Below are 13954 nucleotides of genomic sequence, written 5' to 3' on the forward strand. Positions count from 1 at the left end.
GCGGAACGGTCGTACCGCGCATGGCCGGGAAGTCTAGATCGATCCCCGCGCGATTCGCCGGTTTTGCCCCGATGATCGCAATCCGATCGTCGGGTACCGGACAGCGAACGGGGCCGGTCCACAGTGGACCGGCCCCGTTCGGTGGTACTACGTCAGCGCGTTACGCGCGGCCGCGGCGCCGGTTCACCAGCAGCATCAGCGCGCCGCCGCCGAGCAGCAGGCCGCCGATGCCGAACGGAACCGCGGCGTCGACACCGGTGTTGGCGAGGTCGCCACCGCCGGAGGGCGCGCCACCGGGCGTGCTCGGCGCGGTCGTCGGGGCGGCCGCCTCGGCCCAGGACGCGGTCGCCTTCGCGGCCACCTCGGTCTTCTCCGAGTCGGCGACGATCAGCGACTGCGCCGGCTTCTTCGCGTAGTTCTCCGCGACGAACAGGCGGCCGGTGTCCAGCTCGCCGGAGGCCTTCAGGGAGAACGAGCCGTTGCCCGGCTTGGTGCCGGCCGGGACGTCGACGAACAGCTTGCTGCCGTCCTTGACGTCGGCGGTCTTCAGCTCCTTGCCGTCGGCGTCGGTGACCTTGACGCCGTCGGGCAGCTCGGTGGTCAGCGACGTGACGTCACCGGACGTGGCGACCTGGAACGGGCCGATCTTGGTACCGGCCTTGCCCTCGGTCTTCGGCCCCGCGATGTTCAGGGTCGGCTTCGGCTGCGCGCCGATGCCCTTGTTCTGGTCACCGATCAGGTAGCTGTACAGCGCGGCGACGTCGGCGTTGGCTTCGGCCGGGTTGGCCTCGGCCAGCGGCTTGGTCAGGTTGAGGTTCACGCCGTCGCTGAAGTGCCACACCGCGGCCTGCGTCGCGGCGATCGCCTCGCGCTCGGAGACGCCGTCGTGGACCTTGACACCCTGCTTGCCGAGGGCGTCCGCGATCGCGTCCAGCTTGACGCCCGGGTAACCGTGGTGCAGCACCCAGTTGATCTTGTCGCTGTTCTTGTTGAACGGCGAGTCGGCTGCCGGGTACTTGTTCCACGGCGTCTCGACCATGTCGACGTCGGTGCGCATGCCGACGGTGATCTGCACGCAGTAGAGCTTGAGCGACTTGCCGTCCGACAGCTTGAAGCCGAACAGCTTGGCGATGTAGTCGCCGCCACCTTCGAGGCTGATCCGGTAGCCGACCGTGCCCGCGTCTTCGACGACCCGGCCGCGCGCGGCGCCGTCGTCCGCGAGGGCGGAGGGAGCGCTGACCATGACCGCGGCGGCCGCGGCGAGCACCGCGATCCCGCCACGCACGAAAGCTGACCTGACCTGCATAAATCTCCTATCCGAGCCCGAACCACACCGTTAGGGGCGCCGTGAGATCACGATCCCCGATCACGGCGGCCACTGATTCGGGTGAGTGATCACCCGGTCAAGCGAATGGCAGCATACACAGACCACACAAGGGCTACGTACGGTGCCCCCATAAACACGAATTTGCTCAGAAATCCCCTGAAAGAGCGGCAGATTTCAGCCGCCGAAATACCCTCCGAACAGGATTTCGGCGATCTTCGTGGTGGTCTCCTTGCCGGCTTCGTCGCCGCCGGCGATCACCCGCGTGTCGTTCATCAGGGCGAGCGTGTACCGCTCGCCCGGGCCCGCGAAACCGACGGAGTTCATGATCCAGGAGCCGTCGTCGTTGTCGTCGGACCAGCCGTTCTTGTTCCCGGGGTGCGCGGCCGCCCCGGCACCCCAGACGCCCCATTGCTGGTTGACGTCCACGGTGCGCAGTTCCCGGACGAGGTAATCGCGGTGCCGGGCGGGCAGGCGGGTCAGGACGTACCCGATCAGCCGGTCCAGGTCGTCCGCGGTGGTCAGGATCCAGCCCCAGTGGTGCGGGTGACGATCGCTGAACCGCATGTCGGTCATTCCGTATGCCGGAAACCGCCGGCCGAATTCGGACTCGCCGCCGTAACGGGTCCACAACGCATGGGCGGCGTCGTCATCACTCGAATGGAGCATCCGGTGCATCAGCTCGCGATCTTCCGCGGTCAGCGTGACCGCTTTGGCGTCTTCGCGCAGCAGCAGGTCGACGGCCATGGCGAGCTTCGGCGTCGAGCAGGCCCAGATCAGGGTGCCCGCGGCCGGGCTGCGGTAGACGGCGCCGGTCGAGCGGTCCCGCAGGACGATCCCGGCCACGCCGGGCCGGCTGTCGGCGTAGGCCTGCGCCCGCGCGATCCGCGCCCGCAGATCCGGGCCGAAGGGGTCACCGCCGCCGGGCGGGTCGTTCCGGCCGGCGGGCCCCGGCGACGGCGCCAGCGCGAAAGCGGCCAGCAGCGCGGCGAGCAGGAGCTTGCCCATGGAGGTCCCCCGGGTGCCGGAGCGGGTGAGTGCGCCCTGAAGACTCGCACGGACGACGGGGACGGGCGAGCACCGCGGGCCCAGGAGCGCCCCAATGTGGCCTTCGGTGCGTGAGACGCAACCAAGGCCGCCTTGGGTGCGTGAGACGCAACCAAGGCCGCCTTGGGGCGCTCCCGGCAACCGAGCGCGACGCGGGCCTGCGGTGAGCGGCGGCGGCTCACCGCACCCCGAGTCACCCCACCGTGCAGCTCACCGCCGGGACCGCTCCCGTCGCACCCCCACTCGCCACGAACCCGAACGTCGCCGACGCACCCGCGCCGAGCGTCCCGTTCCAGTCCGCGTTGCGAGCGGTCACCACGGCCTCCTCCTGGGCGACCGTCGCGTTCCAGGCCTGGCTGATCCGCTGGCCGGCCGCGAAGCCGAACGTCGCCGTCCACCTCGAAACCGGCGCCGAGGTGCCGTTGCGGACGCTCACCTCGCCCTGGAAGCCACCGGCCCACTCGCCCGTCATCCGGTAGGTCGCGGTGCACGCCCCGCCCGGCGACGGGGTGGCGGTGGTCGTCGTCGTCGATGACGGTGGGACCGGTGTGCCGAGGGCCGCCGCCACCGCCGGGTACCACCGGTCGGCCATCTTGCGGAAGCCCGAGTCGATCGGGTGGACGCCGTCGGAGGTGTCGGCCGCCGCCGAGAAGCCGGTCCACTGGTCGACCACCGTGATCGGGGACCGCGTGGTCGTCTTCGCCGCCGCCCAGGCCGGGATCGCGTTGTTCAGCTCGACCACCCGTTGCGCGCAGCCCGGGCAGCCGCTGGGCTCCATCGGGAGGATCTGCGCGACGATCACCTTCATGTCCGGGTTGCTCGCCCGCATCTGGTCGACCAGCTTCGAATACGCGGCGAGGATCGCGCCGGTGCCGATCGTGCCGCCCCACAGGTCGTTCGTGCCCAGGTGCATCAGCACCACGTCGGGCCGGGCCGCGGCCAGCCACGGTGGCAGCTGGTTCTGGTCCGCGATCCCGGTCGCCGCGTAGCCGCCGTGGCCCTCGTGGTCGCCGTCGAAGGGCACCGAACACCCGCCGCCGGGCTGCGAGCCCACGAAGTCGATGTTCGAGTACCCGGTGCGCTGCAGACGGTCCCACAGCAGCGCCCGCCAGCAGCCCGGACCGGCCGTGATCGAGTCGCCCAGCGGCATGATCCGCACCGGCGCGGCCGCCGAGACCGCCGGCTGGGCCAGTGTGAGGCCCAGCACGGCGGCGACGACCGCGATCAGCGCGTACACCCGCTTCGGCATCACGGGTGGACCGTCAGGAGGTGGGCCCGGAAGCCCTCGCCGTAGGTCTTGGTCGGCGTGCCGTTGTAGTCCTCGATCAGCACGTTGCCACCGCTGCAGCCCCACGGGTTCCACGTCCAGGCCGTGTACCCGAGGTTGTGCGCGTCCAGCCAGGCCAGCACCTGGTCGATGTAGTCGTGCGCACAGCTGTTCTGGCCGACCTCTCCGGCCTGCACCGGAACCTGGGCCGCGACCGTCCCGATCTGACTGTCCCAGCAGGACACCGTGACGCAGGCGTTGAAGTTGTAGGTGTGCCAGGAGGCGACCAGGTTGCCCGCCGGGTCGGACGGTTTGTAGGCCAGCCACTGCGTGAGGTCGTTGGTCCACGTGAGGCCGGCGGTCATCACCACGTTCGCGGCGCCGGTCGCGCGGACGGCGTCGAGCAGCTCCTGCATCCCCGCCACCGGGTAGGTGATGCCGGTGCAGGTGCCGCCGTCGCGCAGGCACTTCCACGCGGCAGCCGCGTCGGACCAGTTGGCGGCCGCGTCCGGGTAGGGCTCGTTGAACAAGTCGAACACCACGGCGTTGTCGCCCTTGAACGCGGTGGCCACCTGGCTCCAGAACGTCGGCGTGTATTGCCGGCTGGGCATCGGCTTCTGGCAGGTCGCGTTGACGTCGGTGCAGGCCGACGACGTCCCGGTGTACTGGCCGTGCGTCCAGTGCAGGTCCAGGATCGGGTTGATCCCGTTGGCCTCCAGCAGTTTCGCGTAGTCCTTGACGGCCTGCTGGTAGGTGGCGCCGCTGGGGGTGCCGGACAGGCCGAGCCAGCAGTCCTCGTTCAGCGGGATCCGCACCGCGTGGATGTTCCACGCCTTCATCGCGTCGACCGAAGCCTGGTCGACCGGGCCGCTGTCCCACATGCCCTTGCCCTGCACGCAGGCGAACTCGCCGCTCGCGCGGTTGACGCCGAGCAGCCGGTAGGTCTTCCCGTCGGCGGTGAGCAGCTTGTTGCCCGAAACGTGCAACGCGGGCGCCGGGCCGGGCGGCGGTGGCGTCGTGGTGGTGGTGGTGGGCGTCGTGGTCGTCGGGAGCGTGATCGGGGTCGTCGCCGTGGTCGGCGGGGTTCCGGTGCACGCGGCGCCATTGACCGCGAAGTCGGTGGGCTTGGTGTTGCTGCCGCTGTAGGAGAAGTTCGCGCCGCTGCTGACCGAACCGCCGGCCGGGATGCTGCCGTTCCAGCTCGCGTTGGTCACGGTGACCCGCTTGCCGGACTGCGTCCAGTTCCCCATCCAGCCGTTCTGGAGGGCCTGGTTCCCGGTGTAGGAATAGGTCAGCGTCCAGCCATCGACCGCCGCGGAGCCGACGTTCGCGATGCCCACGGCGGCCGAGAAACCGCTTCCCCAGTCGTTGGCCGAGTAGGTGACGCGGCAGGCGAACGCGGCGCTCGTCTCACGCGCCGACGACACGGCCGTCGTCGAGGTGATGACGACCCCGGCGGCGACCGCGAGCCCCGCAACCGCAAGCACGGCAGGACGTTTTCCGGCTCTTCCCCACATCGGCACTCCCTTGTGCACACTGACGGCGGAAGCGTCTGGGAGCGTTCCCAGAGGCCCGCCCACACGGTCGCTTCCCGGCCCCGGGGTTGTCAATCACCAACGCGGATAAAGCGGCCGATTGAGGCGAACAGCGTCCCGTGCGTTCGCCCATCGAACGCAGCCGCCTCCTCCGGCCGGCGGCCCGCCTACGGCCGCCACGGGCGGTAGCCGCCGGGCTCGGCCGTGAAGACCGCTTCACCCTGGCCGAGGGACGGCAACCGGCGCCGGAAGTCCGCGGTCGCGATCGCCGGCAGCGAGCCGCTCAGCCGGGCCACCTCGCCTTCGACCACGGGCGGCTCGCAGAGCGCCGCCAGCTTGGCCAGCGCGATCAGCGCCGCTCCGACGGCGTGCTCGGGCACTTCGAGGTCGAACCGGTCCACCGGCTCGTACACCCGGGTCCGCGCCCGCTCGAACGCCAGCGAAAGCAGCCGCGCGGTGACTTCGCGAAACCCACCGGCCGTGCTCAGCGGCGGCTGGAACCCCGAGTGGGTCAGAGTGACGACGCAGTCGGTGACCTCCCAGCCGTGCGGGCCGGATTCCGCCGCGCGGTACACCGTCTGCTCGATGGCGGTGTGGAACGCCCGCGGCAGCGAGCCGCGTTCGACGGCCAGCTCGTACCGGACGCCGCTGCCGGCCCGGCCCGGAGCGACCCGCAGCCCGACCGTGGCGATCGGATCGGTGGGTCCGAGCCGGTCCAGGAACTGGACCGCTTCGCCCACCCCGACGGGCTTTTCGACGTGGACCGGCGCCGGTGGCGCGAACCGGGCGACCAGCCCGAAGTCCTCGCGCAGCCGCTCGAGGAGCACCTCGATCTGGACCTCGCCGTAGGTCCGGACCGACAGCGTGCCGCGGTCGGCCCGGAGGCCGAGCAGCGGATCTTGGTCGCACAGCTCCCGCAACGCCTGGTGCAGCCGGGTTTCCTCGCCCGGGCGCGCGGTGACGACCGAAACGAGCCCGGGCGGCGGGAACAACCCGGCGTCCGCCACGCCGTCCGCGGAACCGAGCCGATCGTCGACGCGGACGTCACCGAGCCCCGACAGCCGGACCAGGTCTCCTGCGCCCGCCCGGGTGACTTCGGCCCCCGCGAGCGTCATCGCCGTGACCCGTCGCCGGCTTCGCTCGACCGTGCCGTCCCCGGTCCGCCGGAAGAGATCCACCCGGTCGCGCACCCGCAGCGTCCCGCCGTGCACGCGGGCGTAGGCGATCCGGGCACCGCCGCTGCCGCGTTCGACCTTGAAGACGGTCGCGCGGAGCTCGGCGCCCGGCTCGGGCGTGGGCAGGAGGTCCACGATCCTGGCGATCAGCTCGGGGATGCCGATGCCGGTCACGGCCGAGCCGAAGAACACCGGATACGCCTCGCCGGTCGTCACCCGGGTGCGGACGGCCTCGGCGACCGGCACCATGGCGGGGGACAGCTTTTGCCGCAGTTCGTCCAGCACCCCGGCCGGATCGACGCCGGGCTGGTCGAGCTTGTTGACGAACACCAGCGTCGGCACGCGCAGCCTGCGCAGGACGCGCCAGAGGATGCGGGTGCTCGCCTGGACCCCGCTCGGTCCGGAGACCACGAGGACGACGCCGTCGAGCACCCCGAGCGCGCGTTCGACCTCGGCGACGAAGTCGGCGTGCCCCGGCGTGTCGATCACGTTGACCGTCCGGCCGCCGGCCCGGAAGGAGACCACGCCGGTGCTGATCGTGATGCCGCGACGCCGTTCGATGGCGAGGGTGTCGGTCTGGGTGTTGCCGTCGTCGACGCGGCCGAGCGCACCGACCGCGCCGGTGTCGAACAGCAGCCGCTCGGTCAGGCTGGTCTTACCGGCGTCGACGTGGGCGAGAATTCCGATGTTGAGGGAAGTGGGTGACAAAAAGTGCTCCAGAGGCCGCAACGAGTGCTGGGAATTCGGCGGTGTTGCGGATCTGGCGCATGCTGCCCCCCGGTGTGGATGGATCAGAGCGGCCCGACGGTAGCCGACCGCTCGGCGAGGGACAACGGATTAACCGGCCGGTCGCATATGCCCGCGATATCCCGTCCCGCCTACGCTCCCGGCTCGTGAACAGGCGCCCCGGGCTCAGCGTGCGGCTGAAGCTGACCATCAGCTACGCCGCGTTCCTCGTGCTCGCCGGCGCGGTCATGCTCGCCGTCGTGCGGGTGTCGCTGCTGCGCTATGTGCCCGACAACGATCAGGGGCTGCTCGGAATCTCCCCGAACCGGTACCTCCTGGTGCGGATGTTCGCCCCCTCCGCGGCCACCGCGCTCGGCTTCCTGCTGGTGTTCGGCGTCCTGGGCGGCTGGCTGCTCGCCGGGCGGATGCTCGCCCCGCTCACCCGGATCGCGGACGCCGCCCGGCTGGCCGCGCACGGCTCGCTGGCGCACCGCGTCCGCCTGACCGGCCCGTCCGACGAGTTCCGCGAGCTCGCCGACGTCTTCGACACGATGCTCGAACGGCTCGAATCCCAGGTCGGCGAGCAGCAGCGGTTCGCCGCGAACGCCTCGCACGAATACTGCGCACCCCGCTGGCCATCTCGCAGGCCATCCTCGACGTCGCCGGCCAGGACCCGGCCTACCCCCGGGACGACCTCATCGAACGGCTCCGCACGGTGAACACGCGGGCGATCGACCTCACCGAGGCCCTCCTGCTGCTCAGCCGCAGCGACCGGCGGCACTTCACCCGCGAGCCCGTCGACCTCTCCCTCGTCGCCGAAGAAGCCGCCGAGACGCTGTTGCCGCTGGCCGAGCGGCGCGGGATCACGCTGGACGTCACCGGGGAGCCGGTCCACGCGTCCGGCTCCGCCGCGCTGCTCCAGCGCATGGTGACGAACCTCGTCCAGAACGCGATCGTCCACAACCTCCCGGACGGCACGGTCACCGTCCACACCGAACGCCGGCGCTACGCGAGCGTGCTGCTGGTCGAGAACACCGGCCGGCCGCTCCCGCCGGAGCTGGTCCCGACGCTGACCGAGCCCTTCCAGCGCGGGACCGCCCGCACGCGCACCGACGAGCACGACGGCGTCGGCCTCGGGCTGGCGATCGTGCACAGCATCGTCCAGGCCCACGACGGGATGCTCGAGCTCGAACCGCGCGCGGCGGGCGGTCTTCTCGTCACGGTCCGGCTGCCCGCCCGGCCGGGCCGCTAGGAACCCGGCGTATCGCGGGAGACGTGGCGCACCACCACACCGACGATCCGCTCCCTCGGCACGAACCCGTAGTGCCGGGAATCCCAGCTGGCCGGCCGGTTGTCGCCCAGGACGACAGCACAGCCGCCGGGCACCACCTCGCCGCCGAGGCCGTGCACGTCCGGGTCGGCCCAGCCGGGCGGGAGGCGGTCGCCCGCCACCGCCACCACGCGCTTGAGCAGCAGCTGGTCTCCCGCCGGCGCTCCGCTCGGCAGCTGCGGGAACCGCAGCAGGGCCACCTGACCACGGCGCGGGCGGCGGGTCCGGCGCACCAGGACCCGGTCGCCGGACAACAGGGTGGGCGCCATGCCGGGACCGTCCACTGTGGTCATGATCGGCCGGCGGCGAGCGGCGAGGACACTGCCGGCGGCCAGCAAGCCGAGGAACAGCAGCCCTCTCACGAGACGGCCTGGTGGCCGTCGGCCTGCAGGTGGAACCGGCGCGCGTGGCCACCGTCGCCGGCCAGCAGGCTCTCGTGCGTGCCCAGCTCCGCGATGCGGCCGGCGTCGCGCACCGCGCTCAGCCGGTGCGAGACGAGTGCGGACAGCTCGCCGGGCCCGATGTTCTCGGCCGCGGTCATGTCGTGGTTCAGGTGGTCCTGGAAGACGGCGCTGATCCGGTTGCGCAGCAAGGCATGCGGCACGTCCCGCAGGAGGAGCTGCCCGCGCGCCGGGTCGTACCCGCGGCACAACAGCTTCACGAGCGTGCTCTTGCCCGGGCGCCGGGCGAACCACTCGATGCGCCATTCCGGCGCCGCGCGGCGCCGGGCCGGCAGCAGATCGGTGCTGGGCCGCGTCCGGCCGGCCTTGAAGCAGCCGGCCACGGTCGTGCGCGCGGTCCGCTCCCCGGGCGGCCGCCCGGCGGCCGTCCGGAGCCGGTCGACCCGCTCGGCGATCTGCGCGTACGACGGCCCGCCCGCCCACGCCTCGCGCGGCCGCGGCCGCGGCCGCGCGATCAGCTCCGCCGGCGTGCGCGCGTGCCCCGGGCCGGGTGGTTCGGTGAACGCCATCCCGCCATGGTGACCGCGTTCCCGCGATCGGCGGCCCGATTTTCCCGGAATCGGCCGCCGGTTCGGTCTCAGCCGAACAGTCCGAGATCGACGCAACCTGCCAGCGCCCGGTAGCCCGCGTCGCTGCCGTGCAGGAAATCGCCCGAGTGGAACTCCGCTCTGATCCGGCTCGGGTGGTCCGGGTCGCGCCAGACGGCGTCGAAGTCCAGCACCGCGTCGAACGCGCCGCCGGTGCGGATCCACTCGTTGACCACCTGCCGCGCGGCTTCGGCTTCCGGCGTGTAGGCCTCCGAGCCTTCGAACGGCGCGATCGTGGTGGCGTAGACCCGCACCCCGTGTTCCCGCGCCCGCGCCACGAGCTGCCGGTGACCCGCGATGACGTCGTCCGTCGTCACCGGTGCGCCGCCGAACACCTTCAGGAAGTCGGCCAGGGGACCGTCGTCGCGCGGGGCGCAGGAGATCGCGATGTCGTTGCCGCCCACGGACAGCACGACGCCGCCCAGGCCCGGCGTCGCCAGGACGTCCCGGTCGAAGCGGGCCAGTACCGAGGTACCGACGCGGTCGTTGAGCAGCCGGTTGCCGCTGATGCCCTGGTTGACGACGAAGCCGGCGCCGCGCGCGGCGAGCAGTTCCGGCCAGCTCTGGTGGGCGTCCGGAGTGGATCCGGCGCCGTCGGTGCGCGAGTCGCCGACCACGACGACGGCCGAGGCCGGCGCGTCGGGGAGCACGTCGACCGCGGAGATCAATGCCCGAACCGGCAGGATCGACGCGTCGTCCGGCAGCGACGAAGTGGCGACGGCGTCGCCCGGGATCGTCCAGCCGGTGTCCAGGACGGGGTCGTGGCAGGTGCAGGTCTCCACGCGTTCGGGCAGGTAGAGGCTGATGGACAGCTCGGTGAGCGCCGCCGCGGGCAGGTCGACCGGGTCGCTCAGCATCGGCGCCCCCACCGGGATGGTGCCGGCCGTGGCCCCGGAGAACGTCAGCACGCGCCCGTCTTTCACCCCGCCGCCGGGCACCGCGAGGCCCACCCGCGCCGCGCCGATGGTCACCGGTGCGGTTCCGAACTCGTTGGTGAAGCGGACGCGCACCCGGCGTCCACCGCCGCTCAGCCGCACCACCTGGCGCAGGGTCACGCCGGCGAGCGGCGGGTGGTCGTCGAGCGAGCCCAGCCCGTCGTGAGCCGACTGGGGTGCGGCGCCCCAGCTGCGCACCCAGCCGATGTTCGTCTTGGTCATCTGTTTCCTCCGTGGGTCGAGCCGACCCACGGAGGCTGCGGCGAACCGCTCACACGCGACGCACACTGCGCTGACACGGCCGCCCTGATTGAGGCCGCGGCGCCGAACACGCGAAGATCGGAGCATGGACGGGCTTCGGATCACGCTGCTGGGCACGTTCCAGGTGTCCCGGGGTGACGTGGTCCTGCCGGTGCCGGGCGCGCGGTTGCGGGCCCTGCTCGTCCGGCTGGCGCTCGCCGGGGGCCGCGCGGTCGAGCCGGGTGTGCTGGTCGACGCGGTGTGGGGCGACGAGCCGCCGTCCGGAACCGCCTCGGCCCTGCAGACCCTCGTCTCCCGCCTGCGCCGCGCCCTCGCCGCGGCCGACGGTGTGCTCGTGCAGGTCGCGGGCGGCTACCGGCTGGCCGTGGCCGACGTCGACGCGCTGCGCTTCGAGCAACTCACCGCGGCCGGCCGGGAGCGGCTGCGGGCCGGGGACGCCGAAGCCGCGAACGCCGCACTCGCCGAAGCCGTGGCGTTGTGGGGCGAGCCCGCGCTCGTCGCCGCCGTCGCCCCGGCGGTGGCGACCCGGCTGGCCCACCTGTCGATCGAGGCCGTCGCCGACCTCGCCGACGCCGAGCTGTCGCTGGGCCGCGTCGAGCCGGCCGCCGCCCGGCTGACCGCGCTGCTGGCCGAGCACCCGGCGCACGAACGCGCGGCGGCCCTGCTGATGGACGCACTCGCCGCGCAAGGACGTCAGGCCGAAGCGCTGACCGTCTACGAACGGGTCCGCCGGACCCTGGCCGACGTCCTCGGCGCCGACCCGGGCACCGCGCTGCGGGACCGTCACCTGCGGCTACTGCAACCCGTCCCGGCGCCAAGCCCGGACCGGCCCCGGCCCGCACCCCTGCCCGCGCCGCTGACCAGCTTCATCGGCCGCGCCGACGACCTCGCGCGCGTCGGCGCCCTGCTCACGACCGGACGCCTGGTCACCGTCCTCGGCCCCGGCGGCGCCGGCAAGACCCGGCTCGCGCTGGAGGCGGCCCGCCGGCACGGCCCCGACGTCTGGCTCATCGACCTCGCGTCCGTCACCGAACCGGGGAAGGTCGTGCCGGCCGTGCTGGCCGGAATCGGGCTGCGGGGCGGTGCGCTGTTCGACGCCCGCCGTCGAGCCGGCGGTGCCGAACCGGACGTGCTCGTCAGCGCGCTCGGCGGCCGGGACAGCCTGCTGCTGCTCGACAACTGCGAGCACCTGATCGACGCCGTGGCCCACCTGGTCGCGACGCTGCTGCCGCGCTGCCCCGGTCTGCGGGTGCTCGCCACCAGCCGCGAGCCCTTGGCCGTGGACGGCGAAGCGCTCGTGCCGCTGGGTCCGCTCCCGTTGCCCGGCCCGGACGACGACGTCCGCGAGGTGGCGTCCGTGCGGTTGTTCACCGAGCGGGCGGCGGCCGTGCGGCCCGGTTTCGACGTCGACGAAACCACGCGGGCCGACATCGTGCGCGTGGTGCGCGGCCTGGACGGCCTGCCGCTGGCCCTCGAGCTCGCCGCCGCCCGGTTGCGGACGCTGTCGCTGCCCGACCTGGCCGACGGGCTCGCCGACCGGTTCCGGCTCCTCAGCACCGGCAGCCGGACCGCGCCGCCGCGGCACCGCACCCTGCGTGCGGTCATCGCGTGGAGCTGGGACCTGCTCGACGACCGGGAACGCACGGTCGCGGACCGGATTTCCGTGCTGCCCGGCGGGGTCACGCCCGCTTCGGCCGCCGCCGTCTGCGCCGGCACCGCCGTGCCCGCCGTCGAGATCCCCGAACTGCTCGCCGCTCTCGTCGACCGGTCGCTGCTGCAGCTGGCGCCCGGCACCGGCCGCTACCGCATGCTCGAAACGATCCGCGAGTACGGGATCGATCGCCTCACCGGCTCCGGCGACCTCGGCCCGGTCCGGGACCTGGCCGCCGCCCACTTCGCCGGGCTGCTGGCCCGCCACGACCCCGAGCTGCGCGGGCCCGGCCAGCCGGCGGCGATGGCCGCCATCGGCGCCGAGTACGACAACACCCTCGCCGCCCTGCGGCACCGGTGCGCCACCGGCGACTCCGCCGCCGCGATCGGCTTGGCGCTGGCGCTGACCTGGTACTGGCAGATGTTCGGCCGCGACGCCGACGCCGGCTACTGGCTGGGCGAGGCTCTGTCGGTGCCCGGCGGCGAACCGACGCCCGAGCGGGACTGCGCCCGGGCCGCCCACCTGCTCAACCGGGCGGACATCCTGTCCGGCATCTCCGCCGGGGAAGCCGCGGCGGACCGCGCGGAGATGCGCGAGCTGGCCGGCCGGCTGTCGGCGCACCCGCGGCTGCCGAGCCACTACCGCGTCTTCGGGCCGATGCTGCTCTTCCTGCTGGGCGACGAGACCGCCCGCGCGCTCTTCCGGCAGCTGGCCGAGGGTCCCGACGAGTGGTTGTCCGGGCTGGCCAACATGTTCCAGGCCGAGATCGCCGAGAACGCGGGCGAGCTCGACCGGGTGCGCGTCCACGTGGAGGCGGCCCTGACCGGCTTCCACCGGGCCGGCGACCGGTGGGGCCGGGCGGCGGTGCTGCCGATGCGCGCCCAGTTGCGGCGCTACGACGACCTCGACGGCGCGCTGGCCGACCTGCGCGAAGCCCGGGCGCTGGCGGGCGAATTCGGCGCACCCAGCCTCGGCGACCAGCTCTACACCGACCTGCGCTGGTTCGACCTGCACGTCCGGCGCGGCGAAACCGGCCGGGCCCTGGAGATCATCGGCGCCGTCCGGGAGCGGGTGCTGCGGACGTCACCGGCAGAGCTGCCGGTCCTGATCGACGGCTGGGAGGCCGGTCTGCGAGTACACATCGGCGACCTGGACGCGGCCGGTGTCCTGCTCGACGACGCCGAACGCCGGCTGCTCGGCGACGCCGGATTCCCCTCCGACCACGCCCGGACCTTGATCGCGGGCGCGCGGTCCGCGCGGTGCCTGGCGTCGGGCGACCTGGCCGGTGCGGACAAGGCCGGGCGCGTGGCGTACGCGGCCGCGCTGGCCGCGCGCGACCTGCCGATCCTGTCGCTGGTGACGGTGCACACGGCCGCGCTCGCCGAAGCACTCGGGCGGCCGCGTGAATCGGCCGTGCTGCTCGGCGCCGCCGCCCGGCTGCGCGGCACGCACGACCGCACCGATCCGCAGGTCCGCGAGCTCACCGACCGGGGCCGGGCCGCGCTCGGCGACGTCGAATTCGCCGCGGCGTACGCGAACGGCTGGGAGCTGGACGCGACGTCTGCCGTGGCCGCGGCCGATCCGGCCCGGCTGGCGCGGTGAGCGCGGTGTGCGCGCCGTGTGAGTGACGGCAGCCAGTCTCGGGGCCGTCTCAG

At 73.0% G+C, this 13954-nt stretch carries 11 protein-coding genes; 3 read left to right on the forward strand and 8 right to left on the reverse strand.

From position 1 onward, the window contains the following. Positions 1 to 160 precede the first annotated feature (160 nt). From ACLJQF_RS17615 to ACLJQF_RS17635, 5 genes are all read right to left on the reverse strand, one after another. Positions 161 to 1306, reverse strand: coding sequence for a thioester domain-containing protein (locus tag ACLJQF_RS17615; RefSeq protein ID WP_410609934.1), 1146 nt, complete (start codon positions 1304 to 1306; stop codon positions 161 to 163). Positions 1307 to 1501: 195 nt separating this feature from the next. After that, the gene (locus tag ACLJQF_RS17620; RefSeq protein WP_410609936.1) at positions 1502 to 2332 is read right to left on the reverse strand and encodes a tat pathway signal sequence; all 831 of its coding nucleotides are present in this window, start codon (positions 2330 to 2332) and stop codon (positions 1502 to 1504) included. A 232-nt stretch (positions 2333 to 2564) separates the two neighbouring features. Then, positions 2565 to 3620: a cellulose binding domain-containing protein gene (locus tag ACLJQF_RS17625; protein ID WP_410609937.1), complete on the reverse strand. Its 1056-nt coding sequence runs from the start codon at positions 3618 to 3620 to the stop codon at positions 2565 to 2567. Further along, the gene (locus tag ACLJQF_RS17630) at positions 3620 to 5125 is read right to left on the reverse strand and encodes a cellulase family glycosylhydrolase (protein WP_410609939.1); all 1506 of its coding nucleotides are present in this window, start codon (positions 5123 to 5125) and stop codon (positions 3620 to 3622) included. Before ACLJQF_RS17630 ends, ACLJQF_RS17625 begins: the two co-directional genes overlap by 1 nt. 215 nt (positions 5126 to 5340) lie before the next feature. Further along, complete coding sequence (locus tag ACLJQF_RS17635; protein ID WP_410609941.1) at positions 5341 to 7056, reverse strand: GTP-binding protein; 1716 nt, start codon at positions 7054 to 7056, stop codon at positions 5341 to 5343. Between the two features lie 185 nt (positions 7057 to 7241). On the opposite strand from ACLJQF_RS17635, the gene ACLJQF_RS17640 reads away from it, so the two are divergent. Both ACLJQF_RS17640 and ACLJQF_RS17645 read left to right on the forward strand, forming a co-directional pair. Then, positions 7242 to 7793, forward strand: coding sequence for a HAMP domain-containing protein (locus tag ACLJQF_RS17640; RefSeq protein ID WP_410609943.1), 552 nt, complete (start codon positions 7242 to 7244; stop codon positions 7791 to 7793). Then, the gene (locus ACLJQF_RS17645) at positions 7790 to 8326 is read left to right on the forward strand and encodes a sensor histidine kinase (protein WP_410609944.1); all 537 of its coding nucleotides are present in this window, start codon (positions 7790 to 7792) and stop codon (positions 8324 to 8326) included. The genes ACLJQF_RS17640 and ACLJQF_RS17645 overlap by 4 nt, the downstream gene beginning before the upstream one ends. Here ACLJQF_RS17645 and ACLJQF_RS17650 read toward each other — a convergent pair. The 3 genes from ACLJQF_RS17650 to ACLJQF_RS17660 form a co-directional block, all read right to left on the reverse strand. Further along, the gene (locus ACLJQF_RS17650) at positions 8323 to 8766 is read right to left on the reverse strand and encodes a S26 family signal peptidase (RefSeq protein ID WP_410609945.1); all 444 of its coding nucleotides are present in this window, start codon (positions 8764 to 8766) and stop codon (positions 8323 to 8325) included. The two genes, ACLJQF_RS17645 and ACLJQF_RS17650, sit on opposite strands and share 4 nt — an antisense overlap. Then, positions 8763 to 9374: an ATP-binding cassette domain-containing protein gene (locus tag ACLJQF_RS17655; RefSeq protein ID WP_410609946.1), complete on the reverse strand. Its 612-nt coding sequence runs from the start codon at positions 9372 to 9374 to the stop codon at positions 8763 to 8765. Before ACLJQF_RS17655 ends, ACLJQF_RS17650 begins: the two co-directional genes overlap by 4 nt. Before the next feature lie 68 nt (positions 9375 to 9442). Further along, positions 9443 to 10609 (reverse strand): SGNH/GDSL hydrolase family protein, encoded by a 1167-nt coding sequence (locus ACLJQF_RS17660; protein WP_410609947.1) that lies wholly within the window; start codon positions 10607 to 10609, stop codon positions 9443 to 9445. A 124-nt stretch (positions 10610 to 10733) separates the two neighbouring features. Between ACLJQF_RS17660 and ACLJQF_RS17665 the strand changes: the two genes are divergently transcribed. Next, a complete protein-coding gene (locus ACLJQF_RS17665; protein ID WP_410609948.1) occupies positions 10734 to 13901 on the forward strand; it encodes a BTAD domain-containing putative transcriptional regulator in 3168 nt (1055 codons plus the stop codon). Positions 13902 to 13954: the final 53 nt, after the last annotated feature.

The organism is Amycolatopsis sp. lyj-109 (assembly GCF_046548995.1).
In the GTDB taxonomy this organism is placed as follows: Bacteria; Actinomycetota; Actinomycetes; order Mycobacteriales; family Pseudonocardiaceae; genus Amycolatopsis.

What these genes read in the sequence shown, in the direction of transcription:
- ACLJQF_RS17615 (WP_410609934.1), bottom strand. Translation starts at nt 1,306, where the DNA reads ATGCAGGTCAGGTCAGCTTTCGTGCGTGGCGGGATCGCGGTGCTCGCC.
- ACLJQF_RS17620 (WP_410609936.1), bottom strand. Translation starts at nt 2,332, where the DNA reads ATGGGCAAGCTCCTGCTCGCCGCGCTGCTGGCCGCTTTCGCGCTGGCG.
- ACLJQF_RS17625 (WP_410609937.1), bottom strand. Translation starts at nt 3,620, where the DNA reads ATGCCGAAGCGGGTGTACGCGCTGATCGCGGTCGTCGCCGCCGTGCTG.
- ACLJQF_RS17655 (WP_410609946.1), bottom strand. Translation starts at nt 9,374, where the DNA reads ATGGCGTTCACCGAACCACCCGGCCCGGGGCACGCGCGCACGCCGGCG.
- ACLJQF_RS17660 (WP_410609947.1), bottom strand. Translation starts at nt 10,609, where the DNA reads ATGACCAAGACGAACATCGGCTGGGTGCGCAGCTGGGGCGCCGCACCC.
- ACLJQF_RS17665 (WP_410609948.1), top strand. Translation starts at nt 10,734, where the DNA reads ATGGACGGGCTTCGGATCACGCTGCTGGGCACGTTCCAGGTGTCCCGG.